The following is a 26451-nucleotide window of genomic DNA, read 5'->3' as shown; positions in this document are numbered from 1 at the left end:
GCTCGCAAGAACCTTAGTGAAAGTATTGTCTTAGCATGCTCGAACCGGATAGCGGTGTCGCGCGTCTAAGCGAGACAGCCAGCATCAGTTCAGATGTTTGGAAGTGACTGGAGATCTTCAGAATGACTAAACGCTACAATATCCTGACTCGTTGCCTTGCAGCAGTCGCTTTGTTGTTCGTCTATGTCGCAAGCACCTCTGCCATCCTGGTCGGTGCCACCACGTCTTCCGCGCAAGCGCAATGGCGCGGACGCGGCTACGGCTATCGGGGCGGCTGGGGTCGCGGCCGCGGATGGGGCTATGGCCGTGGCTATGGCTACTACGGCGGTTATGTCGGTCCCCGTTGCTGGTGGACCCCGCGTGGTGTTCGCGTCTGCCGGTACTAACAACCGCATAAGCGATATTGCCGACACAAGCGATATTGGAGACATAAATCAGGTGCGTCGGTTCCGGCGCACCTGATTTTCTTTTGGGGCTTCATTCACCCGCTGGCGCTTGGCTCGCCTGCGGCACGCAAGAAAGAGCCCCGGAAGACGCCGGGGCTCTAGTCACGGGAGAGAACGCTTCAGAAAATCGGGACGCGAGGACGAGCCGCCGACCCGATCACCCAATGCATCTACGACGTGCATCAGAGCAGATTCGTCTGCCTTAGGCTGTAGCCGTGCCGCAACAATCTAGCGGAATGAACAGCCTGTCCACCGGTTCCCCAGCCGGGCGAAAACCCGATAGCGGCTAGCCGTCGAGGATCGCAACCGCCCTCGTCCACCCCGCCGATGCGCGCTCGATCTTCACCGGGAAGCACGACACCATGAACCCGGTCGACGGCAGTTGCTCCAGATTGTGCAGCTTCTCGATGTGGCAGTAGCCGATGTGCCGCCCGGCCTTGTGGCCTTCCCAGATCAGACTGGCATCCCTGGTCTCGGCATATTTCTTCGCGGTGAAAACGAACGGCGCGTCCCAGCTCCAGCCATCGATGCCGGTCAGCCGCACGCCGCGCTCGAGCAGATACATCGTCGCCTCGTAGCCCATGCCGCAGCCCGAATTGACGTAATCGGGCTGGCCATATTTCGCGCCGGCGCTGGTGTTGACGACGACGATCTCGAGCGGCGACAGCGTGTGGCCGATGCGCTTCAGCTCGGCTTCGACGTCGCCCGCAGTCGCGACATAGCCGTCAGGCAGATGGCGGAAGTCGAGCTTCACGCCCGGCTGAAAGCACCATTCCAGCGGCACCTCGTCGATGGTCCAGGATCGCTCACCGCGGTTCATGGTCGGATGAAAATGCCAGGGCGCATCGAGATGCGTGCCGTTATGGGTGGAGAGCGAGACCCGCTCGACAGCCCAGCCCTGCCCGTCAGGCAAATCATCTGCCTTCAGTCCATCGAAGAACTGCAGCATGCGCGGCAGCCCCTGCTGGTGGTCGATATACTGGATGGTCGGATGATTGCCGGGCGGATCGGCCGGAACGTCGTTCTGCAGGGGAACGGAGATATCGATCAGTCTGCGTGCCATGGTGCCTCCTCGCGGATTGTTCTTGTCAGGCTGGCCGGCAACGCCGAACGGCGCTCGGCAAGCTTTCAGATCGGATTGTACTCGCTACTGGCAATCTTGCCCGCTCGATCGTTATTTCTGATCTGACATAACACTCGTCTCTGGCGCCAAACCAGCCATCACGCTGCTGCGTCACAGGCCGCACCTGGGTGGTTGAAGCCCTCCGGTCGCCTGCCCGCAACCGTGCCGAGCCGCGACATGGCCTGCGACATTACAACTGCGACCGAGACCGTCCCGGGGTTGAACCTATCGCCCGCCCGGACGACCCATTGGCACTGGGGATTTCAGGGCCCAGTATTCGACGGCGCCGTCTGGACGAAGATATTCCGTCCGGGCGGCGTTGTTGCGTCAGGCCAGACCATCTCGATCAAAGCTTGGGCGCGCACGCTCTCGCGCGACCGGGCCACGACCTGCCACGGTCAACGATTGCGATGAAGCCTCAGGATGGGATGGTCGGGGCAGCTGGATTCGAACCAACGACCTGCAGTACCCAAAACTGCCGCGCTACCAGGCTGCGCTATACCCCGATATTTCCGAGAAGCCCCGTGGATACACGCTTCAGCCAGCGCCAGCAAGGCGCCGGTGCAGGGCTTCCGGCCGGGCAATCGGGAACGGTTTCCGTCCGGAAACCGCACCGAAACGGAGAGCTAGTGACCGCCGAACAGCGGATGGCCGACCCGGTCGCCGGGCTGGATGCCGTATTTCTGCGCCGTCCCGGCAATCACCTCGAGGACGCCCTTGGCGAGCCCCCGCGACGGGATGATCTTGGTCGACATCGGCTCGGTGCTTTCGGCGATCCGAAGGATTCGCCCGTCGGCACGGATGAAGATCATGTCGAGCGAGATGTAGGTGTTCTTCATCCACATCGACACTTCCTGCTCTGGCGTGAAGTCGAACAGCATGCCTTTGCCGTCCGCGAGCTCCTTCCGGTACATCAGGCCGGTTTCCTTCTCCTGCTCGGTGGTCGCCATTTCGACCGAGAAGACGTGCACGCCTGATTTGGTGACGATCTCGAGCGGCTGGACGCTGGCGGCCTGCGCGGCTGGGGCCAGCAGCGCCCCGACCATGATGACGAGCGCGGCCAGCAGCGACGGACGCAGCCGCCCAACAATGCGAACGAAATTCATCGACAAATACTCACACCGGGGAAGATTTTCCGGCGGACCCTAACCCGATGATTGCGGCAAATGCCAGAGCCCTGAAGGCGCGCCGGCGGCTCACGTTTCCGTCAGGGCGTCCGGGCCGAGGGCAGTTCTTGAGCATGATGTTTCCGGAAAACCGCTTCACGCTTTGCGCTCACGCGGCCCTCCGGGTCCGGATCATTCTCTAGTGCGACGACAGCGCCGAGGGGCCGGTCTCCGGATGAATCTCGGCAGCCATCATGCCCTTGGAGCCGGGCCCGAACCGCACCAGCACATACTGGCCGGGGCGCAGCTCGGTCATGCCGAAGCGGCGCAGCGTCTCCATGTGCACGAAGATGTCGGGCGTGCCCTCCCCGCAAGTCACGAAGCCGAAGCCGCGCAGCCGATTGAACCATTTGACCTGTGCACGCTCGAGCCCGCTGGTCGCGGTCACCGTGACATGGGTTCGCGGCGGCAGCATCTGTGCCGGATGGATCGCGGTCGACTCGTCCATCGAGACGATGCGGAAGGCCTGATAGCCCTTGGCGCGCTGCACGCATTCGACGACGAGACGCGCGCCCTCATAGGCGGTCTGATAGCCATCGCGCCGCAGCACCGTCACGTGCAGCAGGATGTCGGGCCAGCCATTGTCGGGAACGACGAAGCCGTATCCCTTCGATGCGTCGAACCACTTGATGACGCCGGAGACTTCGACGAGGTTGGCCGCGGTGTCGCCGAGACCGGAGAAGGCATCCAACGCCGGATCGCGCGGCGCGCTGCCATACTCGCCTTGTGCTATCCTACTTTGCCCAACTCCGCCCATCGGCGGTCCGCCGAGCTTCTTGGACTCAAATCCGTCCGACCCCATGACCCCGGACCCCACACATCAAAATGCAGATCGCCGACGTTGCGGCGCACCCTGTACGCGCTGCTCTCCGTGACCAACTCACTTGGACAACTCACCTGGACGCTGCGCGAATCTCTCAATCAAAAGATAACACTCCCGCTTGCCGGGCATAGCTAAAAAACGATTCCCGCGGGAACTATGAACAGGCTTGCACAGCCGCGAATCAATCAGGCGTCAATTGCCTACGAAAGGACCAAGCGTGTCGCCGATGTCGTGGCGGATCACCAGATCGGCAATGTCGTCCTGATCGGTCGGCTCGTTGTTGATGATCACGAGCCGTGCGCCGCTCTCCTTCGCCATCATCGGAAAGCCCGCGGCGGGCCACACCACCAGCGATGACCCGATCGCCAGGAACAGGTCGCACTGCCGGCTGAGTTCCGCTGCGCGGCGCATCGCATCCTCGGGCATCGACTGCCCGAACGAGATCGTCGCGGTCTTCACCGGATCGCCGCAGTCCGCGCAATCAGGCGCACGACCGGTCTTGTCGAAGTGCTGCTTCACCCACGAGAGGTCGTAGTCCTTGCCGCAACCGATGCAGCGGGCGTAAGTCGTGTTGCCGTGCAGCTCGATCACATCGTCGGCCTTGAAGCCCGAGGTCTGATGCAGATTGTCGATGTTCTGCGTGATGATGCCGGGAACCTTGCCCGCCCGGTAGAGCGAAGCAAGCGCGCGATGCCCGCGACCGGGCTTGGCTGCCGCAAACGTCGGTTCCATCGCGAAGCGACGACGCCATGACTCGTCTCGCGCTTCCTGACTGGCGACGAACTCGTCGAACGGGATCGGCCGGTTGCGGGTCCACAATCCGCCCGGCGAGCGGAAATCCGGAATGCCGCACTCGGTGGAGATGCCCGCTCCGGTGAAGGGCACGATCGATGACGCCTCGGCAATCATGTTGCCGAGCTGCTCGACGCCGCTGCGCAAGTCTTTTGCAATCACTGAAGACTCCGGTTGGCCGCCGCGACTATAGCACGGTCGAACGGATTGCGAGCTCAACCGTGACGCGAGCGATCGGGCCGCCCACCGCCCCAGCATCATCACATTCCTGCACGGCCTGCTCCGCATTGACGCCCAATTCGCCGATGCCAATGCGCGCGGGGATAGGACCACCACGACGAGGATGGGCAATGACGGATATGGAAGAGCGCGTCGCGCGCGAGCGCGAAGAGATCGTCGCACGCATCGCCAGCTTCCGGGCGACGCAGCAGAAGTTCGAGCGCGATCGCCAGGAATATTACGACAACACGCTCGGCAATGTCTGGAGCGGATTTCAGCGCAAGAGCGCTTGATGTCGTCCTCGCTCGCTTGCCGGACGGTCGATGCGAGCGTGGTCGGCGCGATCACATCATGATGCGCAATTGAGAAAGCCCGGAGCGGTGCGCTCCGGGCTCGTCGCCGTTACCAATAATGGCGGTAGTAGTGGTGCCGATAGTACGGACCGCCATAATAAGCATATCCGTCGTCGTAGTAGCCGTAGCGGGGGCCATAATAACCGTAGCCGGGTCCGTAATAGCGTGGGCCGTAGTACGCGCCCGCCGCGCCCGCGGCCAGTGCGCCGGCGGCCAGACCGAAGGCCAGGCCAGGTCCGATATGACGCGCCTGCGCCGGCGCGCTGACCATGGTTGCGCCAACGGTCGCAACCGTCGCCAAAACTGCAAATACCTTTTTCATCGCAACCTCCTCACGTAGGTTCGCAAGGCTAACGTCGTCTCGATGGGATGGTTGCAGCGGCGCCAGGCTGGAACGCGTGTTCCGGTTCCACAGCCATGCGATCGCGCAAAGCTACCATCGGTTAGCGCGGGAACAAAAACACAACCTCAAAGATTAAAAACACAACCTCAAAGATTAGCTTGGCGGTGAGCGAGGTTGGCACCAATGCCGGCGTGGATGGAACTGCTGCTTAACGTGATGGGCTTTGCCGGCTTCATCGGCATCGCGATGTATCACAAGCATCCGAACGGGAAGCTGCCGGATTGAGCGGCGGCAACAGTCCCGGTTTACCTCGCTAGATTCCCTTGTCAGTTTGCCTTGCTAATTCGTCTTGCGCGCCTCTCCCGCCGTGCGGACCAGCCGGTCCGCCTTGACGAGCGCCTTGCCGGCCTCAGGCTGCGGCCGGAGCCAGAAGCTGATCACGACAAAAGCGGAACAGAACAGCAGGCCTACCACCATCACACGCCGGTGGGTCGGTCGATCCGCGCTGTGGAACGATGGCATCATGGCTGTCACCCGCTACCATCGATAGCGCAATTGCAGGTGGTGACAACACGATGCTGCCCTTAACCTAACCCGGTAGGGTTAGCGGTGGCCGGGTAACGATGTCTCGATGACCCGCGAACCGCCGGTCCACAGAATATCCCCCGCTTGTCCGCAGCAAATTCACAGCAGCTCCAGGTCCATTTGCCGAGCGGGCTTCGGTGCTTGCTGCGCACTTGTCCACAGGCCTCGCGCCGATCAGGCACCCGCCAGCCGTTTCAGGGTTGCCTGGAAGCCCAGGCTGCGGGTCCCAACCAGCACAGTCCCGAACACCTCGGCCTGATCGCCGCTGAAAGTGCCGGAGAAGCCGCTCGTCACCTCCTGGCCGGCGAACAGCGGCCGGGTGAACGGGTCAGGTAACGGCGTATGCTGGTTGGTGCTGAGGTGTCCCTTCCAGGTGCCCTCGCCGACCGTATAGGCGCCGATCGACCAGAAATACGGGCCGCCACCGATCAACAGGCCATTGCGCAGGATCAGGACGCCGCTGTCGCGGCCCCGCACGCCGTCGGTCATGTGGATATGGATCGAGTAGAGCCCGTTCTTCATCCGTGCCGCCGCCCGGTCCCGCAGGCCCACAGTATGTCCCCAACCCGGACAGCGCGCGAGCGGACCGACGCCCACAAGCGGTCCGATTCGAGTCAAAAAGCGCGATTCCGGCGCTTACAAATCGTTAAGAAAGCCCTGACAAGGTTCGATCGCCGGAGGGAGAGAGCCATGCTCGTTTACCCCGTACCTGTCGAAGTCACGCAAGCCAGAGTGCATCTCGTCCTTGATCAGACGGCGAGGGAGCAGCAACGTATCATCAATGCGGATGTGCTGGATGTCTTCGCCGCGAAGAACCAGGCCGATCGTGACGCCGTCGAGACCATTCTCGACATCAAGGTGTGAGAGCGCAAACACCCCAACGCGCCTGCGGTAGCGGCGCGCGCCGGCGCATTTGCGCAGGGTCTGAGACCTCCACCACCCTGTCGGCTTTGAATGCCCCCGCAAATTCCTCTCGCGACGTCTTTCGTTTGAACCTTTTGCGGGGCGCGAAGACTTACCGGCGCTGGGGATTTCAGGGCCCAGCATCAGGCACAGCGCTGTGGGACGAAGATATTCCGTCTACGCGGCGCTGTTGCATTTTATAAATTCAACCTTAAGTTTGGTCCCCAACAGTTGACGGCTCACGCCCTGAGAGATCCCCAGTCCGTCAACTGGGAAAGCCCCGCATCCAGCCTGCGGGGCTTTCTATTTTCGGACCGAGGAACCTTCCGCCCAGCGAACAGTTGTGTGTCCGGTTGCCGGCACGATCTCCCCAAGGCCGTTCGGCATCAGACCTCGCGAGGCCACTCGCGGGGTTTTGCTTTTTAGAGATCGTCCAACCTCGCGCGTCCTTGATTGGCCGTGATGGGCAATCGATGAGATAGAGGCGCAGCCTCCAAGGCTCGACCACGAAAGCCCTGTCCCGGAATTTTCCTGGGCGGGGCTTTCTCGTATCCGCGCCGCGCAAGCTCATAGAGCTTTAGATACTGCACCAATTGGGCGGCAATCCCGAGGTGCTAGCAAAGCGCGGCATGAGGGACGGCAAATGTCGGAAGACCAATCGTGCGCGGATCTCGCGCCGATCAAGTGGAAGTGGTTCGTTCGGCTGATCTGGTTCGGCGGTATCGGATTTTTTCAATACGTCGAGATCGCGCGATACCTGGGCGGGCAGATGTACCGGCCCCTTTTTCGGGCTTCACGCCGGCGTGCTGTTCGCGCTCATCATGTGGTTCATCGCCAGCGCGATCCGGAATATCGCTCAACGCAGACAGGCTCGGCACCGTCCATCGACTTGATGAGATTTCTGCGCGATCAAGCCTTCACGCAATCGCGATCATGAAGCACCGAAAAGCGCGAACGGCCGCAGAACAGGCCCGCACCTTATCGCTGCCCCTTGGTCCGATTTGCTGCTATTTTCGCCCCGACCATCCCGCCCAAACAAGAATCTCTGAACGTTTCTCAGGAGGATAAAAAAAATGCGCTATCTGCACACCATGCTGCGCGTCCGCAATCTCGATGTCGCGATGAAGTTCTATCAGGACGCGCTGGGGCTGAAGGAAGTGCGCCGCATCGACAACGACAGGGGCCGCTTCACGCTGGTGTTTCTCTGCGCCGAGGAAGACCTCCACCTGCTCAAGTCCCTGCCGCAAAGCCGCGGCGCGCCGCTGGTCGAGCTGACCTACAATTGGGACGAGGAGAAATACGGCGAGGACCGCCATTTCGGCCATCTCGCCTACGAGGTCGACGACATCTACGCGACCTGCGAGAAGCTGATGAAGATGGGCGTCACCATCAACCGTCCGCCGCGCGACGGCAACATGGCGTTCGTGCGCTCGCCCGACCTGCACTCGATCGAGATCCTGCAAAAGGGTGACCCGAAGGCGCCGGCCGAGCCGTGGGCGTCGATGCCCAACATCGGTCATTGGTAACACCGCGCCGGCGCGCACGTTCCTAATCCGCGTTTCTCCATCGGCGAAGCGCGGAGCGATCGCGAGGAACATGACGCAGCAGTTGACGTTGCCTCCTCACACGAATGCGAGGAGGCGAGGAGATGGGAAAAGGACTTTTGCTTTGGCTGTTGGGTGTGCCGATCCCGGTGATCATCGTGCTGTGGTTACTGTTCGGTCACTGACTGCGCTTTGACTGCTATCGACGAGGCTCTGCCGCAACGCGGCGGAGCCTTTATTTTTGTTCTCGGTACAATTCACCCCGCGCTTTTCCCGGACGGTTCAGCTAAGAACGCGCGCAAAGCACAACAGCGGGAATCGCGTGATGGACAGCAAGCCGCAACTGACGATCTGGGGCCGGGCTAATTCGGTCAATGTGCAGAAGGTGCTCTGGTGTCTCGCCGAGCTCGACCTGCCCTATCATCGCATCGATGCCGGCATGCAGTTCGGCAAGAACGACCAGGCCGACTATCTCGCGATGAATCCGAACGGCCGCGTCCCGACGCTGGTCGACGGCGACTACGTGCTGTGGGAATCCAATTCGGTGATGCGCTATCTCTGCATGGCCTATGGTCAGGGCTCGCCGATCTATCCGCAAGCGCCGAAGGCGCGCGCCGCGGTCGACCGCTGGCTCGACTGGACACTGTCGACGCTGCAGCCGGTCGATCGCCCGGTGTTCTGGGGGCTCGTGCGCACGCCGCCGGAGAAACGCGACATGGTTCAGATCCAGCAAACTGCCGACGCCGCGGGCGCGGCGTGGCGGGTCGTCGAAGAGCAGCTCGCAAGCCGCCGCTTCATGGAGGGCGATCAGTTCACGATCGCCGACATCGCACTCGGCGCCTTTGCGCGGCGCTGGCTCGGCGTCGAAGGCATCATCAAGCCGAAGCTGCCCAATCTCGAACGCTGGTTCGGCGAGATCGCACCGCGGCCCGCCTTCGTGCGGTTCATCGCGCCGCCGATGTCGTGAGCATGGGCGTTCAGCGCCCGCTCGACATCCCCGCACCGATACTGATGCCGCCGCCGAGCTTCACGCAGGTGTCGGAGCCCTCGACCTTGACGAAGCCCGGTCCGTAAGACGCGCAAGGATTGCTCCGCGTGTTGGATTTCGACGGCAAGGTCTTCCCGGCATCGGGAGGCGTCTGGAAATTGCGGCGGTCGCCCTGCTGCGCGAACGCAACTGCGGGCAGCACGACGGCGATGATGGCGAAGCAGGTCTTGCGCATCCGGTCTTCTATCGCGTGCGGCCGAACGGGGCTAGCGCACGAATTTGACGCCGAACGTCTTGCCTTCACGCCAGACCACTTCGCAGGCCCGCCCGGTGCGGGCGTCGCGCGAGAACGCCAGCCGCAGCTTGGCCGGCAGCGTGTTGTTATCCTGGACGGTGATTTTGGCGCCCGACGAGGAAATGTCCTCGACCACGCAAGGTCGCGCGGCGAATCCGCCGTCGAGCGTGATCCAGCCGGATTGACGCAGCGATTTGCGCGTTTCGCGCTTCTTGGACCCCAGAGCCATTACATCATCCCCAGCGATCACGCCTATCGCCGTTGGCTTACCAAAGGGTTGCGAAATATCCGCGTATTGCAGCGATTGAGGACGTTGTTCACATCTGCCAACCGGCACGGCAAAGCCGTTTGCCCCAGGATAATCCCTTGCATTGGCTGGAATTGGCTTTGGCCGTGATGGCGCGCCACTCAGAACAACACTGCGAACTCTTATGTTGTTGAATTAACGATATATTCTTGAGCGAAGCCCAAACGTAGTGCCACGTTCGTCCTTTCCGAGGCAGCGCCAGACTTGAGGGGCCGGGAGCACTAATGGCCGGTGGAACGTCGGTTCATGTCCTCCAAAAGCTCGCGCATTGCATCGAACTGCATGCCAAAGCCCTTCCAGTCGCCGGACCGCAATCGTTCAACGGCCTGATTGTAGCGATCGAGCGCCTCCCTCGCCTGGCTCGTCGACGGGCCTGTGACAGACATGTCCTCATTCGCACCCGAGACCGGCCGCGCCGCGCCAGGCTCGACGAACAGAGCCGACAAGGCCTCGCCGAGCGTCTCCTTCATCACCACATGTTCGCCATAGGCCGCGATCACCCGTTTCAGCTCCGGCAAGTGCCCGTACTCCGCGCGCAAATAGAGCGGCGATACGTAAAGGATCGAGTTCTCGATCGGAATCGCCAGCAGGTTCGCCCCACGTATCACCCGCGAGCCCATCTGATTCCACAAAGTCAGCTGTTGCGATATCTCCGTGTTCTGATTGATCCGCGCCTCGATCTGGAACGGCCCGTAGACGAGCTTGTCCTTCGGGAATTCGTACACGATCAGCTTGCCGTAGTCGGGCGCATCGCAGCGCGCCGCCAGCCACGCGATCATGTTATCGCGGCGGCTCGGCACCATGGGAACCATGAGGAAGAACTCGGCCCGCGCCTCGCCGGGCAGCCGCATGATGATGTAGTAAGGACTCATCACCGAGGTGCCGCCGCCGCTGCCCGGCTGGCGCGGGAATTGCCAGAGATCCTCGCGATTGTAGAACACTTCGGCGGCCTCCATGTGGTAGGTCTGGAACAGCCGCGCCTGAATCAGGAACAGGTCCTCCGGATATCGAATGTGCTTCTGCAAGTCCGCAGGCATCGCCGCGAACTGCTTGAACAAGTGCGGAAAGATGCGCGCGTAGGTCGCCGCAATCGGGTCCGTAGCATCCATCAAATAGAAATCGACGGTCCCGTGATAGGCATCGATGATGACCTTCACCGAATTCCTGATGTAGTTGAGATCGAAATCCTGCGCAGGCGGCGCCGACGGAAAATAGGAACTCGTCGTATACGCGTCCTGTATCCAGAACATCCGCCCGCCGCTGATAACCAGATAGGGATCATGATCGAGCATGAGGAACGGCGCGATCGCGGCTACCCGCTCCCGAATATTGCGCCAGATCATGATCCGGCTCTCCGGCGTGATGTAGTTCGAGAGCAAAAGGTTCGGATCGTTGAGGTAGTACGCGAACAGCGTTCGCCACGCCACTGAGCCGATCGGAATGCCGCCAGCGCCCTCATACTCCGCATAGACGTTGTCTTTGCCTTTCGGATAATCAAACTCCGGCGCACTTCCCTTGACGATGACGTAGTCGTCGCTCTCCTCGCCGAAATAAATGCGCGGCTCGACGATCCTGGGGCCTCCGTCCGCAACCGGCGGAATGTCCCGCAAATAGAACAGCGGCAGACCCTCGGTGCTCTTGCGTGTGACCGGGCTCATCACCGCGCCATTGCCGTGGGTGAACAGCACGTGGCGATTGACCCATGTCTGCGCATTTGGCGGCAGGAGCGAGGAGCGCAGCTCGCGCGCCGAGAGCATCACACTCTGGTAGGAATCGTCGAGCCAGTAGCGGTCAACGTCGAGATCATGGAATCTGTAATAGGTGCGGATCTCCTGCAACTGCGCGTAGGTATCCGACAAGGGCAGCCAGTCCCACAGCCTGATATTGTCGATTGTCGCCTTGTTGGCGTCGAGCGTCTTGAGGGTAAGCTTCTGTTCGGCGGCAAAGGGCTTGGCTACGATCTTGTCGAGATCGTACGCCTGCCGGGTGAGCGCGATATTGCGTTCGATGTAGGGCTTCTCCAGCTCCAGCTCGCTTGGCTTGACGAAGAATTGCCGGAACAGCGCGGGGACGACGCCGGACAATGCCAGGGCGCCGATGACGATGAGCATGACCGCTACCGCCGGAAGCCGGTAGCCGCGCACCCGCAGGTTTGCCCACGCGACGAGCGCCGCGGTGATCGAGAGGGCGATCATGAGCCACAGGGCCGGCAACCCCACATGCACATCGGTGTAGCTTGCGCCGACGACAACGCCGTTGTCGCCGTAGAGCAGCAGATAGCGGTCGAGAGCGTAGGACCAGGCCTTCACCGCGAAGAGAAGGCCGAGCAATGCCGAACCGTGGGCGATCGCCATGGGCGACATCGACCGGCGATGAACGTCGTATTCGATATCGCCGCGAGCCCAATAGATCGTTGCGGCGAACAGCGCGCTCAGGACCAGGGTGAGCAGGATCCAGTTCTTGATCAGGACATAGGCGGGCAGCGAGAACAGGTAGAAGCCGAGGTCCTTGTTGAAGAGCGGATCGTCTGCGCCATAGGGCGCCTGATAGAGATACCTCAGGAAGATGCCCCAATAGCCGACTTCGGCCGCCGCGACGAGCAGCGCGAGCAACGCTGCCCCGCCTGCGACGATCGCCGGCCACGGCAGTCGATCTAACAACCGCGCAAACGGATCCAGCGGCGCGCTGCCCGCGACCTGCCAGACGGACGCCGCGGCAACCTGTGTCGACCGCTTGCCGGCTAAACGCAGCGCGAGACACCCGTTCACCCCGAGGATGAGAGCCGTTCCCGTCCAGACCGCAGCAAAGGTGGCAGCCTTGGCGCCGATGGTTGTCCAGAAGATTTGCAAATAGCCGACCGACGAAAACCACAGCCAGTCGACCAGGAAATCGCTCGCGAGCGCGAGCAGGATCAAGCAGATCACAATGGCAATGGTCGCAAGGATCAGCCTGACCACGCCACTTTGTCGTGGTGCCTTCCGTTCGGGTCCGGTAATCCCGATCGTCATGGCTGCAATGATAGCGGAAATGAGGGGCGTCTGCCCGCTTGATTGGGGCGGGCAAAACAGCCCGCGCAAGATTACGCTCCCGGGGCGGAGCCGCTTCGGACAGAGCTATGGAATGGCGCGGATGTGGCGCTCCCTAGCGGAATCGAACCGCTCTCTCCACCGTGAAAGGGTGGCGTCCTAACCGATAGACGAAGGGAGCAAAACCCCCGGCAAATCAATACGTTAGACGTGAGATACGCCGGACTGGCCACAGCCGTCAACGGCCGCGACGGGCGAACGTATAGTGGCGAATGGCCGGGCGGGCAAGCGTTCAGAACGCTTTTCCCGGGTCACCTGCCGCAGATCACTTGCAGGACAACCCGGCCTCGATCGAGGTCCAGAAGCCGCAATGCGGCGGCACATGGGCGTGCGCCCGCGAACCACCCACGTGAATCAGGATGACGGCCGCGAGTGCGACGACGATGGCGGGAACAAAGGCTCTTCGGAACGACATGGCGCTGCGCATCGAACGACAACGTGGCCTAACTAAGGCCTGCGCGCCGAACGGCGGCATGTTCCGCGCCGGCCGCTAGTGATTGCTGGCGACGTCCTGACGAATCGTCGGCTGCGTCGCTGCCACCGCCGGTGCCTTCTTGATGCAGGTGCTGCAGATCACGAGCTTGCGCGCCAACCGATCGTCCGCATCCGCTTCCGACAGTTGCGTGCCGGAGGTCTCCGCCAGCGCCGGCGAAGCATTCCGCGCATGGCGGCGCGGCTGCGGCTGATTGGGATCCTGTCCAGCACCGTCCCAGGCCAGCGGACCTGTTCCCGGCGGCGGGGTCGTCATGCTGTATTGTTGCGAATACTGCGCACAGGCGCCGAGCGCGATTGGAACAAACAGCACAGCGGCCTTGCGAGCCCAGTTCCGGAATGCAGACATGATCACACTCACACGCTATTCGTACCGCGACATCAGTACTGCGACCTAAGAGCAGAACCGCTAACAATTCGTTTGCCCTGATTTACTCCGTCGCATCCAACCGCGACGGCATCAAGACGGGATTGAGGCGCGAACACGCCAATCAAAACGCTAATCCGGAGTCCACTCATGCCAGGCATCAACGGTCGCTTCGACGGCAAGCGCGTGCTCGCCGATCTCAACGCGCTGCGTGCGATCGGCGCCTACAAGACCGGCGTGCACAAGCCGACATTCTCGGAACCGCATTTGCGCTCGCTCGATTGGCTCGCCGGACATCTGCCCGACGCAGGTCTCACTGCAACGATCGACGGCATCGGCAACGTGCTCGGCTTTAGCGCGAAGGCCGGACCGAAACTGCTCGCCGGCTCGCATCTGGAAAGCCAGAACCATGCGGGCTGGCTCGATGGACCGCTCGGCGTGATCTATGCGCTCGAGGCCGCGCGCGTCATCAATCCCGATCCGGACGTTCGCGGCGCGGTCGAGGTCGCCGCGTGGTGCGACGAGGAAGGACATTTCGGCAGCTTCCTCGGCAGCCGTTCCTTCGCCGGGACCGTCACCGAAGCCGATATCGATGCAGCGCGCGACCGCTCCAGCGATCGCACCATGCGACAGGCGTTGCACGATGCGGGCTTCGCCGGCCGGCCGCGCCTCAACGCCGAACCTCGCCGTCATATCGGCTATCTCGAAGCCCATATCGAGCAAGGCGACACGCTGGAGGGCAGCGGGCTCAACATCGGTATCGTCACGTCCATCGTCGGCATCTGGCAGTACCGCATCACGTTCACGGGCGAGCAGAACCATGCCGGCACCACGCGGATGGCGGTGCGCAAGGATGCGGGCCTGGCATTGGCGCGGTTCTGCGTCGCGATCGACGACAGCTTCCCTGCCCTGTGCGGACCACGCACGGTGTGGACCACCGGCCGTGTCACGCTGGATCCGGGGGCGCCGAGCGTGATCCCGGGTAGCGCCGACATGCTATTCCAGATCCGCGACGACAATCCAGAGGTGATCGCCCGCCTCGAGGAGCACTTGCACCGGATGGCGGCCGACGGCACCGCGCAAGGCCGCTGCAGCGTGAAGGTTGAGCGCATCCGCACCGGTGTGCCCGCGATGATGACGCCTGCGTTCCAGGATACGATCGAGGCGGCGAGCGCAGCCTGCGCCGGCGGCAAATCAATCCGGATGCCGAGCGGCGCCGGCCACGACGCCCAGGTCCTCGCCACCATCATGCCGGCGGCGATGCTGTTCGTGCCGTCGATCGGCGGCATCAGCCATCACTGGAGCGAGAACACCGCCGACGCCGACATCGTCACGGGGGCCGAGGTGTTTGTCGAAACCTGCCGGCGCCTGCTGGCAGGCTAGCCAATTTGCGGACGCACCGCGCAGCAGGTCCGTCGTCAGCTCGGACCGCTCCGGTTGCCCGATTTCAGCGAAGCCATCGCGTGCGAGCTCTGCACGCCGCCTCTCCGCGCGGTGAAGAAGACGTACAGCAAGCAGACGTCGATCAGCATCGTGGCGGCCATGACGCTGTAGGCCCATGGGCTTTCGATCAGCTTCACTTCCATCAGCACGCGCGACAGGCCGAACCCCACGACCCACGCATCGAAGCTCATGCAGATCCGGCGAAACGTCTCGGCATCCAGCCGCCGGATCAGCCAGGCCCCGAGCGGTATGCCGACGACAACGCAGGGAACGAGCACGAACAGGATGCTCCGGCTCTCTTCGATGAACAGGCCGAGCTTGTAGTACGCGATCGCAGTCAGGCTGGACTCGGTCACACGAACCAGTGCGAGACCGGCCCGGAACTCATCTTTGACGAGACCCTGATTGTTGAAAAGGATCGCCAGCGGCGGTCCCGAGATGGTCGTGACCGAGTACAGGACTCCGAGCGTCGTTCCAAAAGGCAAACCGACCAGCCATTTCGACTGGATCGGCCTCCGCCAACCGGCCGCCTGCAGCAGGATCAGCGGCAGGATGATCGAGTAGGTGGCGAATTTGGTCCAGCCCGGCTGCAACGACGTCAGCGTAAAGGCTCCGACCGCGATGCCCGGCACCAGGCCGATCAGAATAGGCAGCACACGCCGCCACACCGCCGGAACGCCGCTCAGGTTGATGCATAGAACATACAGATTGACGACGACTTCGACGATGACGACGGCAGGGTTGAGGACGCGGTTGGTGTAGAAGACAAGCGCGACCGGCACGGTGAGCGAGGAAAACCCGTAGCCCAGCGCACCGTTCACAAAGGCCGCAAACAGAGCGATCACGGCAAGAACGATCACAGCAGAATCAATTGACGTCATCTTTGGCTTTTACCGGATCAGTCGCTTTGCCCGCGACATTATAGCCCATGGAAGGGAACGCGGTGCCGAAACTTGTGGCCGTTGAGCGTCGCAAGGCACCGCCCTCGCCGTCACGGCACATCGCCACCGCGCAGCGCTATGGCGCCGCGCCGTGAAGTTCGCGCCGTCACGGCACATCGCCACCGCGCAGCGCTATGGCGCCGCGCCGTGAAGTTCGCCGCGATCTTCGGATCGATGTTGTCGTGATGGCATGGCGACCTGGTCGGCGCGCTCGCGACATCAAGACAAACCGGTTGACCCGACAGGCCGCCACCTCATCACAAGTTCGGGCACTGAAGCTCCTTCGCCTGGCATGCCGCCTTTGGCATTCCGCCGACAGGAACCACGCCGCGGCTTCGAGCCGATTGAGACCCGAAATGACGGGTTTCCGGCGCGCTTTCGCAGGCACCGTGGTATATTGCACGCGAGAACCGTGTCAGCCGACCCGATTCCCCTCACCGCCCGATTTGCAATCCGCTGAACTTGCTGCCATTTCTTTGGCACGCATCGCTTTGGTGCCATCAAAGGGGCCCGTCCGGCTCATGTTGTTGCTTGAGTCGCTTCCAACGGTAATCGGCGCCGCCGCCATTGCTCCCGCATTGCTGGTATTGTGGCTCGTCATAGCCGCGGACGAGCGCCCCGGACCGCCGGTGCAGGTGTGGCTCGCCTTCGTGCTCGGCGCAGCCAGCATCTCGCTGCTGGGGCTGGCGCGAATTCCGTTCAATGCGCTGCTCGCCATCCCCGACAATCCCTGGGCGACGCAGGCGGTGCGCGCTCTGTTCGGGGTCGCGGCGCCGGAGGAGATCGTCAAGGTTCTCGTCATCGTCGTCATCTCGACGCGTCGCCGTGCCTTCGCCGATCCGATGGATACGGTGGTCTATGGCGCGGCTGCCGGGCTCGGATTTGCGGCTTACGAGAACCTCGCCTATCTCGTCCAGCACAAGGACATGTGGCGCGCGCTCGCGGCGTTGCGCAGCGTGCTGACCGTGCCGTTTCACGGCGCGCTCGGTATCATCGCCGGCGCCTACCTTGCGATCGCGCGCTCCGGCGGCGCGCTCGGCGCCTACCGGGGCCACCGCGACTGGGCCCGCATCACGAACTGGTCGCTGGTGCTGGTGGCGCCGGTCTTGCTGCACGCGGCGTTCGACTTTCCGCTGCTCGCGCTGCAGCGTATCCCCGATCTCAGCTCGAACACGCACCTGCTGCTCGGCTCGGCGAGCGTGCTGACCGGCTTCTCCTCGATCGGTTTTGCAGTCCGACTGGTGCGCCGCCTCGGCAAACATCATGCGCCGCGCACCGACGTTGCCCGCGAGCGGCTCAGCCAGTTGCGGCGGATGTGGGCACTGCTGCTGATCGGCGGCGGGACCGGTTTTGCCGGCGTCTCCTTCCTGTTGACCTCGCTGCATCACTGGTACGTCAATCCCGAGCGCAATGCGTCCTTCATCCTGGTTCCGATCGGCTTCACCTCCATCCTGATCGGACTTGCGCTCCTGATCGCGACCAGCGCCGTCTACTTCCTCGGCCGCAACCGGATGCGGACCGCCGCCGAGGGCTTTCCGTCCGCGCCGAGCCAGAGCTAGGATACGCTGCGCAGACTTGACGGTTGCAGATTTGGAGAGCCGCGATGACCCTGTCCAACGACCTCGACAAGCTGCGATTGGAGGTGAAGGCCGCCGTCAAGCAGCACTGGAAGGCGTTCCTGTTCGAAGGCATCCTGCTCGTCGTCCTCGGCATCGCCGCGATGATCGTGCCGACCTTCGCGAGCCTCGCCGTCACCATCTTCCTCGGCTGGATGTTCCTGATCTCAGGCATCGGCGGGCTGATCGCAACGTTCTGGGCGCGCAACATGCCGGGCTTCTGGTGGTCGCTGATCTCGGCCGCGCTCGCCGTGCTGGCCGGCATGGTGCTGCTCGCCCGTCCGATACAGGGCGTGCTGACGCTGACCATCGTCATCGGCGCCTATTTCATCGCCGAGGGCGTTGCCACCATCATGTACGCGCTGGAGCATCGCCGCGAATTGTCGGGACGCTGGTCCTGGCTCTTGATCGCCGGCCTGATGGATATCGTGATCGCCTTCTTCATCATCGCCGGCCTGCCGGAGTCGGCCGGATGGGCGATCGGCCTCCTCGTCGGCCTCAATCTGATGTTCGGCGGGGCGACCCTGATCGGCATGGCGTTGGCGGCGCGCAACACCTGACAGACAACTGGCTGCCCTGCGCGGATTGGGGGGGTGACAGGCCCGCATCCGTGCGCTATAGAGCCGCCCCATGATCACCGTCGCCACCAGCTATTTTTGGTACTTTAGCTACGACAGCTCGCTGGCGGCAGGAGGATCGCGCTCAATCTGAAGAATTGCAGCAAACATCCAAAACAAGCCGCCAGACCTGGCGGCTTTTTTGTGTGCCGGCAGGTCCCGAAATCCAAAGGAGCCAGCCGTGTTGAGTACGACAGACGATCTTCGCATCAAGGAACTGAAAGAGCTGAGTACGCCCGAAGAGGTGATGCGGGAGGTCCCGCGCACCCTGACGGCGACCCGCGTGGTGATGGGCGCCCGCAACGCCATCCACGCGATCCTCAACGGCACCGATGACCGCCTGCTGGTCGTCGTCGGCCCCTGCTCCATCCACGATCCCGCGGCGGCCGTCGATTACGCCGAGCGTCTCGCCGGCCTGCGTGAACAGCTCGCCGACCGCCTCGAGATCGTGATGCGGGTCTATTTCGAGAAGCCGCGCACCACGGTGGGCTGGAAGGGGCTGATCAACGATCCCGATCTCGACGGCAGCTTCGACATCAACAAGGGCCTGCGGCTTGCCCGCAACGTGCTGTCGGCCGTGAACAATCTCGGCCTGCCCGCCGGTACCGAATTCCTCGACATGACGACGCCGCAATACATCGCGGATCTCGTGTCCTGGGCCGCGATCGGCGCACGCACCACCGAGAGCCAGATCCATCGCGAGCTGGCTTCCGGTCTGTCATGCCCGGTCGGCTTCAAGAACAGCACCGACGGTGGCGTGCGGATCGCGGCCGATGCGGTGAAATCGGCGTCGCACCCGCATCATTTCATGGCGGTCACCAAGGGCGGCCGGTCGGCGATCGCCGCAACCAGCGGCAACGAGGATTGCCACGTCATCCTGCGCGGCGGCCGGGTGCCGAACTACGATGCAGCGAGCGTCGATACTGCCGCGGCCGAGCTCGGCCACGCCGGCGTCGCGCCACGGCTGATGATCGACACCAGCCACGCCAACAGCAGCAAGAAGCCGGAGAACCAGCCGCTGGTTGCCGCTGACATCGCACAGCAGGTCGCAAGCGGCGACCAGCGCATCATCGGCGTGATGATCGAGAGCAACCTTGTCGCGGGACGCCAGGACGTCGTGCCGGGCAAGCCGCTGACCTACGGCCAGAGCATCACGGACGGCTGCATCGACCTCGCGACGACGGCTGACGTCTTGAAGCAGCTGGCCGATGCCGTCGACGCGAGGCGCAGCGTGCGGCGTGATGGCCTGCAGGAGCGTTCGGCCTGAGACGGTCGAACGGATTGAGTGCTTGCTAGCGGTGCGCATCAGATCGCGCTCCGCTAGCTCTCCGAGACATTGGCGAGTTGGTAGCCGTTCGAGCGCGAGGCGCACAATTGGGGTGCCATACGACGGGTTTAGGGTGTTTAATGGCCGCGGGGCTCTGGATCGGAAAAGGAGTTCCCAATGGCCGTAACCGTCGAGCAGAAGAGCTACGAGATGCCCCCGCAGGAGGGGATCAGCATCGCGCAATTTCTCACCGTTGCCGACATTGAGCGATCGGCTCGCTACTATGAAAAGGTTTTCGGCGCTCGCATTTTGAGCCTCGGTGACGGCAATGCGCCCGGATACCTTCAATTCGAAAATATCTGGATGATTTTGAACGTTGGAGGCGGACCGACACCGGACAAGCCGACGGTATCGCTCAGCGTTCCCGACCCGAACAACATCAACAGTTTTCTGAATCTCCGCGTTGCGGATATTCAAGCGTGCTATCGACTCTGGAAAAGCCGAGGAGCCGAGTTCATCACCGAGCCGTTGGAGAAATACGGCGAGTGGCGCTGCTACATCCGCGACCCCGACGGTTATCTGATCGAGGTGGGCCAGAGCACTACCGTCAAATACGGCTAACGCTCTGGCCGCACCGGGTGCGGATTTAGCCGCTTGCGAATCTCCGCACGGGAAAATCTCGCCCTGTTTGCGGCGCGCCCTTTGATTCGAAAATAGGTACCGTGCCGGCGTTGCTGGCGGCCTAGCAGCCGCGGCAGATGCTCTTGATCTTCTTGTCGAGCGCCGCGTCTTCCTTGTTGGCCTGGCTGTTCGGATCGCTGATATTCTTCTCGTTGCCAACGTCGCCGCGGCGTGGCTGACGATGTCCGACCGGCGCCTCCGGAGGCGTCGCGTTCTTCTGCACGGAGGACGATCCACCCTGTTGCTGCGCCCATGCCTGGGACGTACCAACCTGGGGCGCTCCAACCATCATCAGAGCCATCAACAAAACAGTCTTCCGCATCTCGCGTCTCCGCTTCTCAACCCTATTGCGCCCGTTCCGGCACCTCGACGGTAGCACAGTTGCGTCGCCCCTGCGCTGCGCAATCCTGAACCTTCCGTATATCGGCCATCGTGCCAAGGAGCCAGATTCCCGCGGCGACCAGCACCGCAAAGAAGCCGAACATCACAGCATTTTCGACGCCGCGGCGGCCCTCGTCCTCGGGCGGCTCGTGCCGTCCGTCCCCGGCCCCGCGCATCGCAGCCTCACGGTTGCGGCGGGTAAAGATGAACGTCACCGCAATAATCGACGATACGGTATCGCCGTTCCACGTCTTCCTCACCTTCGCGGGAAGCCGGCTGCGACAAATAGGTCGGGCCGATCGGCGCCTTGCCGTGGCCGCCGGGGATGTCGAGGACATAATCCGGCTGACAAAGTCCGGAGACGCGCCCGCGCAGCGCCCGCATCAATTCCTGCCCGGCTTCGATCGTGGTGCGCAAATGCGCGGTGCCGGGCGCAAGGTCGCCGTGATGCAGGTAATAGGGCTTGATCCGGCACTCCACGAAGGCGCGCATCAGTGCCTCGAGCGTCGCCGCATCGTCATTGACGCCGCGCAACAGGACCGACTGGCTGACCAATGGAATGCCGGCGTCACTGAGGCGCGCGCACGCCGCGCGGGCATTGGCGCCCAATTCGCGCGGATGGTTGGCGTGGATCGCAATCCAGGTCGTCGCTCCCTGAACCCGCAGTGCCGCGACCGTCTCCGGATTGATGCGGTCCGGATCGGCAATCGGGACACGGGTGTGAAGGCGGATGATCTTGACGTGATCGATGGCGGCGAGGTCGGCCATGATCTCGGTCAACCTGCGCGGCGACAGCATCAGGGGATCGCCGCCGGTCAGGATGACTTCCCAGATCTCCGGATGGCTACGGATGTAATCGAGCCCCGCGCGGTAGGCCTCGTCCGACAAGGCCGATGCCTTTCCGGGCCCGACCATTTCGCGCCGGAAGCAAAACCGGCAATACACCGCGCAGACATGGACGAGCTTGAACAACACCCGGTCCGGATAGCGATGCACGATGCCTGAGACCGGCGAATGCGCATCGTCGCCGATCGGGTCGGCGTTCTCGCCCGACTGCTCCACGAGTTCGTCGGCGCTCGGGATGAACTGCCGCGCGATCGGGTCGGCAGGATCGGCCGGATCGATCAGCGCGGCAAGCTCCGGCGTCACCGCGACCGCGTAACGCGCAGCCACTTGCTCGAGCGCGGCAAGGGCTGCGACCGGCGCGAGGCCGGCATCGACCAGTTCGCGCGGCTGTCGCAGCGTCACCGCCAATTTGTGGTCGATGCTGTTCATGTCTCTCCCGCAGGCGGTGTCCAGACCACCTGATCAATTCGCGGCGCGCCGCTCGCCAGCATCACCAGCCGGTCGAAGCCGAGCGCGACACCGCTTGCTTCCGGCATCTGGCCGACCGCGGCCAGGAAATCATCGTCGAGCGGATAGCGCTCGCCGTAACGGCGGGCCTTCTCGTCCATCGCTGCGGTGAAACGATGGCGCTGCTCGGTCGCGTCGGTCAACTCGCCAAAGCCGTTGGCGAGCTCGACGCCGCAGGCATAGACCTCGAAGCGCTCGGCGACACGGGATTCGCCCGCCTTGCAGCGCGCCAGCGCGGCCTCGGGTGACGGGTATTCGAACAGCACCGTCAGACGCCCCTGACCCAGATTGGGCTCGACATGCTCGACCAGCACCTTGCTGAAGATGTCCGACCAGGTGTCGTCGTCGGCAATCCGCACCCGCTCCTTCGTGGCCGATGCCAAGGCGTCGCGGTCGCCCTCGCCGCCCGCGATCGTCGCCAGCAGGTCGATGCCGGCGAAGCGCTCGAAGCCTGCGGCGACCGTCAGCAGCTCCGGCTCGGCAAACGGATCAGCCATCCTGCCGCGGAACGAAAACCGCCCGATCCCGGTCGCCTGCGCCGCATGGGCGATCGCGACGATCGTGTCGGCCATGATGGCGTCATAGCCGGCATTGGCGCGGTACCATTCCAGCATGGTGAATTCGGGCAAATGCAGGTCGCCGCGCTCGCGGTCGCGGAACACCCGCGCGAACTCGTAGATCTTCGGCTCGCCGGCCGCGAGCAGCTTCTTGCAGGCGAATTCCGGAGAGGTGCGCAGATAACGCGTCGCATGCGCACCATCGGCCTGCCTGAGCTCGGTGCGCGGGGCGTGCAGATGCGTCTCGTTACCCGGAGAGATCTGCAGGATGGCGGTCTCGACCTCGGCAAATCCCTGCTCCTCGAACCAGGCGCGGAGCGCCCGCGTGATCGCGGTCCGCGCCTGCAGGAACGGCCTGCGGTCGGCATAGCGCGACGGTGTCCACCATGGCGAAGGCTGGTCACAAGATGTCATCGCGCGGCCGTCCTGGCGGTTGCGGATTCAACATCAACATGCCCCCACCCGTGTTCAAGAGTCGGACGCAAATACTTGATTCTAAACAAATACATGGCGCACACGACCTTGGCCTCCGGGGAGATGCGGCGACGCTGATCCCTTCTTGTCGAAAGATGCCGGCGTTGTCCATCTGTCGCCTGGCTGAGCCTGAGCGGGGGCCCGGCATTCCCGCACCAGTTCAACCGGAACGGATCAACCCATATTCCGTCGACTGCGACCTCCGGGTGCCCCGCGGCTGCCTGGGGTCGCCTTGCTCGCGCGAGCCGGCGCCAGCGGCCTGGGACGCGGATTCGGCTCGGAAACAGGGTCAATCCCGACGAGCCGGAACGGTTGGCGACCTGCCGAATTCGGCCGCAAAAGACTGGCATCTCAGGGACAAATCAGTATGTTGCAGCCCGAAATCGCCGCCATGGCAGAGGGGCTGCCGAACCGGTTTGCGCCCCCGGCCTCAAATTCAGGAAAACACCTTTGAAAGTCATCGCCAGTTCCATCCGCAAGGGCAACATCATCGAGCAGGATGGCAAGCTCTATGTGGTCCTCTCCGCCGAAAACATTCATCCCGGCAAGGGCACCCCGGTCAGCCAGATCGAAATGCGCCGCATCGGCGACGGCGTGAAGGTCTCGGAGCGCTACAAAACCACCGACCAGGTCGAGAAGGCCACCGTCGAAGACCACAACTACAACTACCTTTACGAAGACGCCGACGGCTTCCACTTCATGAACAACGACAACTACGACCAGGTCCAGGTCTCGAAGGAGATCGTCGGGTCGTCTGCGCCGTATCTGCAGGAGAACATGACCGTGAAGCTGTCGATGCACGACGGCAATCCGGTCGCGATCCAGCTGCCGCAGCGCGTGACGCTGGAAGTGGTGGAGACCGAGCCCGTCACCAAGGGCCAGACCGCCTCGTCGTCCTACAAGCCCGCGATGCTCTCCAACGGCATTCGCACCGGCGTGCCGCCGCACGTTTCCACCGGAACGCGCATCGTCGTCATGACCGAGGACGGTTCTTACGTTGAACGCGCCAAGGATTGAGCGATAGTCTCTCAGGAGACTCGAACCGGGGGGTGCAGTGAACAGGAAGGTGGTCAGCTTCATCAGTTGCTGGCTGGCAGCCCTGCTCTTGCCTCCTCCCGGTGCCCATGCCGACGAATTCCGGACGCCATCGATCTCGGCCATGCGGGTCGAATGGCGCGCTGCGCTCGACCAGCTGCAGCAGGAGATCACCTCCCGCCCGGCCGTCGCCGCCAACTTCACCTTCGCCGGACAACGCCGCGTCCCCGCCACCGATCCGCGAGCGACGCCCGCTTTGGTGCAGCTCAATGCGGCGACCTCGCCGCTCTTCCCCGGCATCGCGCGCAGCCCGATCCCGGTGCTGCTACCTTTCGACCCCGCAAGCTATCTCGACGCGCGGCAAGGCGCTGGACCGGGCAACCTGCCGGTCGCGCGCTATCAGGCCGATTTCCGCGCTGTCGATCTCTTCCATGCCGGCGCATCCGGCTATGACGCGGTGTTCTCGCTCGACCCCGGTGCCGGCGACGGCATGCCGCCGCGGACGTTTGCAAAGCCGGTCGAGGTGCAGATCTCGGGCTCGATCCTGGTCTACGACCTCGCCGACCGGCTCGGCGGCAAGGGCGAGCCGGTCAAGGCACTGGCCGCGCAGTTTCCGGACATGCGCCGCTTCATCCGCGAAGGCTATCTCCGCTACGCCTTCACCCGCTTCGGGATTCCCTATGTCGTGTCGATCCAATGCCTCGACAGCGCGCCGCGGGCGAAGCGGCTCGCCTGTCGCGAGGCCACTCCGGTCGCCGAGCGCTTCCTGAAGGCGTTGCGCATCGCGGGCGGGCAGCCCTCGCAGCCGCGCGGCGATATCGCCTCCGGCTTTGCCGAGCGGCCGATCACGCAGGCGGCCGACTTCAGCTACCGCCCGAGCGGCGACATCGTCGCGGGCAGCGGCGGACGCAGGCAGCAGGGCGGCCATGCCGATTTCACCGTCTATTCGCAGATCCGCTTTCCGCTCGAGAAGGCACCGGCCTTCGCGCACTCGCAATCCTTCGCCAGGCGCAAGGCGGGCGCGACCGCGGACGAGTATCCCTGGCAGGACAATTTCTGCGAGGCGCGCAGCTTCGAGGTCGGCCAATGCGCCAGCGGCTACGGCCATCAAGGCCAGGATATCAGGCCGGGCGCGTGTCCCGCCGACAGCAAGGACAGTTGCGACCCGAGGCAGCAGGCGGTGGTCGCGGTGCGCGACAGCATCATGATCCGCTCGCCGCAGCAGCAGGCGGCGACTTTGCAGGTCAACACCCGCACCGAGCATGTCCGCTTCCGCTACATGCACATGAACCCGTCGGTGATGGACGCCGACGGCCTGCTCAACGGACGCCGCGTCGCCGAGGGCGAGAAGATCGGCGTGGTCTCGAACTATCTCGACCATCCCAACGGCACGTCACGGCATCTGCATTTCGACGTGCAGGTGTTCACGCGCGACGGCTGGCTCTGGGTCAATCCCTACACCACGCTGGTGTCGGCCTATGAGCGGCTGATCCGCGGCCGCGGCCGCGAGATCGGGCCCGAGCCCGGACCTGCCGCGGCCATTGCGCATGCCCTGCCCGACGATGTCCTGCATCGCATCGACACCCACGAAGGCGGCAGCAACTAGCTATTTCTTCCAGGGTGCATCACCGCGCGCCGCGGCGGCTGCGAAAATGCCCTGCTCGTAATCGATAAAGGCGCGCACCATGGCGCGATAGGCAGCTTCAGCAACCTTGGGCGACAGCCCGTCCGCATCCGCGAGCGCCATCGCCTTTTTCACGACAGCCTCGGCGCGCTCCGGCGCCTCGACCTGCGCGGGGTTGGCCTTGAAGCGCGCGGCTTCATGCACGTAGCGGCCGCGCTCCGCCATCAGGCGCACGATCTCACGGTCGAGCCGATCGATATTGCCGCGGACCTCGCCGAGCGTCTTGCAGCAGGCGCCATTGTCGACCGTGGGGCTGCCCCACAGCGCCAGTGCATTGGTTGCGGGTTCCTCGGCCCACGCCATTGCAGGAACCAGCAAGGTCACCAGAAGCACCAGCAATCGCATCGTACGCCTCCCAGAAAGCCGAGCACGCCTTGCGACTGGTTATGCCGATTTTGCGCGCGGATGGAAGCCGCACCGCGCTGCAGGCCAGATACTGGATCCCCTATGTCACGCCCCGCGCGACGCAGTCAGTCGATCTCCAATGCGGCCACCGTCTCCTGGACCCTCTGCTGAGCGTCCGCGGGTAACGGCAGGATCGGACGTGGGGGCTCGGCCGTACAGATGCCT

At 63.3% G+C, this 26451-nt stretch carries 31 protein-coding genes and 2 tRNA genes; 13 read left to right on the top strand and 20 right to left on the bottom strand.

The features are described 5' to 3' along the window. Positions 1–122 precede the first annotated feature (122 nt). Complete coding sequence (locus H8A95_RS16975) at positions 123–386, top strand: hypothetical protein (protein WP_229184150.1); 264 nt, start codon at positions 123–125, stop codon at positions 384–386. Positions 387–732: 346 nt separating this feature from the next. Here the strand turns inward: H8A95_RS16975 and H8A95_RS16970 are convergent, their stop codons facing one another. From H8A95_RS16970 to H8A95_RS16950, 5 genes are all read right to left on the bottom strand, one after another. Beyond that, positions 733–1509 (bottom strand): cyclase family protein, encoded by a 777-nt coding sequence (locus H8A95_RS16970; RefSeq protein WP_229184149.1) that lies wholly within the window; start codon positions 1507–1509, stop codon positions 733–735. Positions 1510–1998: 489 nt separating this feature from the next. Further along, positions 1999–2075 (bottom strand) — tRNA-Pro (locus tag H8A95_RS16965). Positions 2076–2195: 120 nt separating this feature from the next. Continuing rightward, complete coding sequence (locus tag H8A95_RS16960; RefSeq protein ID WP_229184148.1) at positions 2196–2675, bottom strand: DUF192 domain-containing protein; 480 nt, start codon at positions 2673–2675, stop codon at positions 2196–2198. Positions 2676–2874: 199 nt separating this feature from the next. Beyond that, positions 2875–3537 (bottom strand): cold-shock protein, encoded by a 663-nt coding sequence (locus tag H8A95_RS16955; RefSeq protein ID WP_163159765.1) that lies wholly within the window; start codon positions 3535–3537, stop codon positions 2875–2877. 213 nt (positions 3538–3750) lie between these two features. Then, complete coding sequence (locus H8A95_RS16950; protein WP_229184147.1) at positions 3751–4512, bottom strand: SIR2 family NAD-dependent protein deacylase; 762 nt, start codon at positions 4510–4512, stop codon at positions 3751–3753. 188 nt (positions 4513–4700) lie between these two features. On the opposite strand from H8A95_RS16950, the gene H8A95_RS16945 reads away from it, so the two are divergent. Beyond that, positions 4701–4862 (top strand): hypothetical protein, encoded by a 162-nt coding sequence (locus H8A95_RS16945; protein ID WP_229184146.1) that lies wholly within the window; start codon positions 4701–4703, stop codon positions 4860–4862. A 109-nt stretch (positions 4863–4971) separates the two neighbouring features. Here the strand turns inward: H8A95_RS16945 and H8A95_RS16940 are convergent, their stop codons facing one another. The 3 genes from H8A95_RS16940 to H8A95_RS16930 all read right to left on the bottom strand — a co-directional run bounded on the left by H8A95_RS16940 (position 4972) and on the right by H8A95_RS16930 (position 6372). Next, the gene (locus H8A95_RS16940) at positions 4972–5244 is read right to left on the bottom strand and encodes a hypothetical protein (protein WP_163159767.1); all 273 of its coding nucleotides are present in this window, start codon (positions 5242–5244) and stop codon (positions 4972–4974) included. Positions 5245–5604: 360 nt separating this feature from the next. Then, positions 5605–5790 (bottom strand): hypothetical protein, encoded by a 186-nt coding sequence (locus H8A95_RS16935; protein WP_229184145.1) that lies wholly within the window; start codon positions 5788–5790, stop codon positions 5605–5607. Positions 5791–6024: 234 nt separating this feature from the next. Next, complete coding sequence (locus H8A95_RS16930) at positions 6025–6372, bottom strand: GrlR family regulatory protein (RefSeq protein ID WP_229184144.1); 348 nt, start codon at positions 6370–6372, stop codon at positions 6025–6027. A gap of 168 nt (positions 6373–6540) precedes the next feature. On the opposite strand from H8A95_RS16930, the gene H8A95_RS16925 reads away from it, so the two are divergent. From H8A95_RS16925 to H8A95_RS16910, 4 genes are all read left to right on the top strand, one after another. After that, positions 6541–6714 carry a hypothetical protein gene (locus tag H8A95_RS16925; RefSeq protein ID WP_229184143.1) on the top strand — a complete coding sequence of 58 codons (174 nt, stop codon included), beginning with the start codon at positions 6541–6543 and terminating at the stop codon, positions 6712–6714. Positions 6715–7396: 682 nt separating this feature from the next. Beyond that, entirely contained in the window at positions 7397–7690 is a 294-nt protein-coding gene (locus H8A95_RS16920; protein WP_229184142.1) for a hypothetical protein, read from the top strand. A 136-nt stretch (positions 7691–7826) separates the two neighbouring features. Next, complete coding sequence (locus tag H8A95_RS16915) at positions 7827–8279, top strand: VOC family protein (RefSeq protein WP_229184141.1); 453 nt, start codon at positions 7827–7829, stop codon at positions 8277–8279. Positions 8280–8622: 343 nt separating this feature from the next. Continuing rightward, complete coding sequence (locus H8A95_RS16910; protein WP_229184140.1) at positions 8623–9264, top strand: glutathione S-transferase family protein; 642 nt, start codon at positions 8623–8625, stop codon at positions 9262–9264. A 10-nt stretch (positions 9265–9274) separates the two neighbouring features. On the opposite strand, the gene H8A95_RS16905 is transcribed toward H8A95_RS16910, so the two are convergent. The 6 genes from H8A95_RS16905 to H8A95_RS16880 all read right to left on the bottom strand — a co-directional run bounded on the left by H8A95_RS16905 (position 9275) and on the right by H8A95_RS16880 (position 13814). After that, complete coding sequence (locus H8A95_RS16905) at positions 9275–9520, bottom strand: hypothetical protein (protein WP_229184139.1); 246 nt, start codon at positions 9518–9520, stop codon at positions 9275–9277. A gap of 31 nt (positions 9521–9551) precedes the next feature. After that, positions 9552–9809 (bottom strand): PilZ domain-containing protein, encoded by a 258-nt coding sequence (locus H8A95_RS16900; RefSeq protein ID WP_163159771.1) that lies wholly within the window; start codon positions 9807–9809, stop codon positions 9552–9554. A gap of 299 nt (positions 9810–10108) precedes the next feature. Continuing rightward, positions 10109–12895 carry a UPF0182 family membrane protein gene (locus H8A95_RS16895; protein WP_229184138.1) on the bottom strand — a complete coding sequence of 929 codons (2787 nt, stop codon included), beginning with the start codon at positions 12893–12895 and terminating at the stop codon, positions 10109–10111. Between the two features lie 124 nt (positions 12896–13019). Then, positions 13020–13094: transfer RNA gene (locus tag H8A95_RS16890), tRNA-Glu, on the bottom strand. A gap of 144 nt (positions 13095–13238) precedes the next feature. After that, positions 13239–13388, bottom strand: a complete 150-nt coding sequence (locus H8A95_RS16885) for a hypothetical protein (protein WP_229184137.1) — start codon at positions 13386–13388, stop codon at positions 13239–13241. A gap of 75 nt (positions 13389–13463) precedes the next feature. Next, positions 13464–13814, bottom strand: coding sequence for a hypothetical protein (locus H8A95_RS16880; protein WP_229184136.1), 351 nt, complete (start codon positions 13812–13814; stop codon positions 13464–13466). 168 nt (positions 13815–13982) lie between these two features. Between H8A95_RS16880 and H8A95_RS16875 the strand changes: the two genes are divergently transcribed. Further along, positions 13983–15215 carry a Zn-dependent hydrolase gene (locus tag H8A95_RS16875; protein ID WP_229184135.1) on the top strand — a complete coding sequence of 411 codons (1233 nt, stop codon included), beginning with the start codon at positions 13983–13985 and terminating at the stop codon, positions 15213–15215. Positions 15216–15250: 35 nt separating this feature from the next. On the opposite strand, the gene H8A95_RS16870 is transcribed toward H8A95_RS16875, so the two are convergent. Continuing rightward, the gene (locus H8A95_RS16870) at positions 15251–16156 is read right to left on the bottom strand and encodes a sulfite exporter TauE/SafE family protein (RefSeq protein WP_229184134.1); all 906 of its coding nucleotides are present in this window, start codon (positions 16154–16156) and stop codon (positions 15251–15253) included. 581 nt (positions 16157–16737) lie between these two features. Here H8A95_RS16870 and H8A95_RS16865 point away from each other — a divergent pair. The 4 genes from H8A95_RS16865 to H8A95_RS16850 all read left to right on the top strand — a co-directional run bounded on the left by H8A95_RS16865 (position 16738) and on the right by H8A95_RS16850 (position 20337). After that, on the top strand, positions 16738–17775 hold the full coding sequence (locus tag H8A95_RS16865; protein WP_229184133.1) for a PrsW family glutamic-type intramembrane protease: 1038 nt from the start codon (positions 16738–16740) through the stop codon (positions 17773–17775). Between the two features lie 44 nt (positions 17776–17819). Continuing rightward, positions 17820–18392, top strand: a complete 573-nt coding sequence (locus tag H8A95_RS16860; protein WP_229184132.1) for an HdeD family acid-resistance protein — start codon at positions 17820–17822, stop codon at positions 18390–18392. A 238-nt stretch (positions 18393–18630) separates the two neighbouring features. Continuing rightward, positions 18631–19716 carry a 3-deoxy-7-phosphoheptulonate synthase gene (locus tag H8A95_RS16855; protein WP_338027863.1) on the top strand — a complete coding sequence of 362 codons (1086 nt, stop codon included), beginning with the start codon at positions 18631–18633 and terminating at the stop codon, positions 19714–19716. Positions 19717–19893: 177 nt separating this feature from the next. Continuing rightward, a complete protein-coding gene (locus tag H8A95_RS16850) occupies positions 19894–20337 on the top strand; it encodes a VOC family protein (RefSeq protein ID WP_229184131.1) in 444 nt (147 codons plus the stop codon). A gap of 121 nt (positions 20338–20458) precedes the next feature. Here H8A95_RS16850 and H8A95_RS16845 read toward each other — a convergent pair whose 3' ends face one another. Genes H8A95_RS16845 through epmA form a run of 4 tightly spaced genes read right to left on the bottom strand, consistent with a single transcriptional unit; the run spans position 20459 to position 23102 of the window. Further along, a complete protein-coding gene (locus tag H8A95_RS16845; protein ID WP_229184130.1) occupies positions 20459–20719 on the bottom strand; it encodes a hypothetical protein in 261 nt (86 codons plus the stop codon). A gap of 22 nt (positions 20720–20741) precedes the next feature. Next, positions 20742–20954, bottom strand: a complete 213-nt coding sequence (locus H8A95_RS16840; protein ID WP_229184129.1) for a hypothetical protein — start codon at positions 20952–20954, stop codon at positions 20742–20744. Positions 20955–20961: 7 nt separating this feature from the next. Continuing rightward, a complete protein-coding gene (locus tag H8A95_RS16835; RefSeq protein WP_229184128.1) occupies positions 20962–22053 on the bottom strand; it encodes a lysine-2,3-aminomutase-like protein in 1092 nt (363 codons plus the stop codon). Continuing rightward, positions 22050–23102 carry an EF-P lysine aminoacylase EpmA gene (gene epmA / locus H8A95_RS16830; RefSeq protein ID WP_229184127.1) on the bottom strand — a complete coding sequence of 351 codons (1053 nt, stop codon included), beginning with the start codon at positions 23100–23102 and terminating at the stop codon, positions 22050–22052. The genes H8A95_RS16835 and epmA overlap by 4 nt, the downstream gene beginning before the upstream one ends. 510 nt (positions 23103–23612) lie before the next feature. Between epmA and efp the strand changes: the two genes are divergently transcribed. Together efp and H8A95_RS16820 are read left to right on the top strand one after the other, a co-directional pair. Further along, a complete protein-coding gene (gene efp, locus H8A95_RS16825) occupies positions 23613–24179 on the top strand; it encodes an elongation factor P (RefSeq protein WP_092125602.1) in 567 nt (188 codons plus the stop codon). Between the two features lie 37 nt (positions 24180–24216). Beyond that, positions 24217–25803, top strand: coding sequence for a M23 family peptidase (locus tag H8A95_RS16820; protein WP_229184126.1), 1587 nt, complete (start codon positions 24217–24219; stop codon positions 25801–25803). Here the strand turns inward: H8A95_RS16820 and H8A95_RS16815 are convergent, their stop codons facing one another. Beyond that, positions 25804–26226, bottom strand: a complete 423-nt coding sequence (locus H8A95_RS16815; protein WP_229184125.1) for a chorismate mutase — start codon at positions 26224–26226, stop codon at positions 25804–25806. Positions 26227–26451: the final 225 nt, after the last annotated feature.

It is taken from the genome of Bradyrhizobium oropedii, from assembly GCF_020889685.1.
Lineage (GTDB): Bacteria > Pseudomonadota > Alphaproteobacteria > Rhizobiales > Xanthobacteraceae > Bradyrhizobium > Bradyrhizobium oropedii.
Note: the sequence above shows the minus strand (reverse complement) of the source record. Positions and strands in the feature narration are given on the sequence as shown.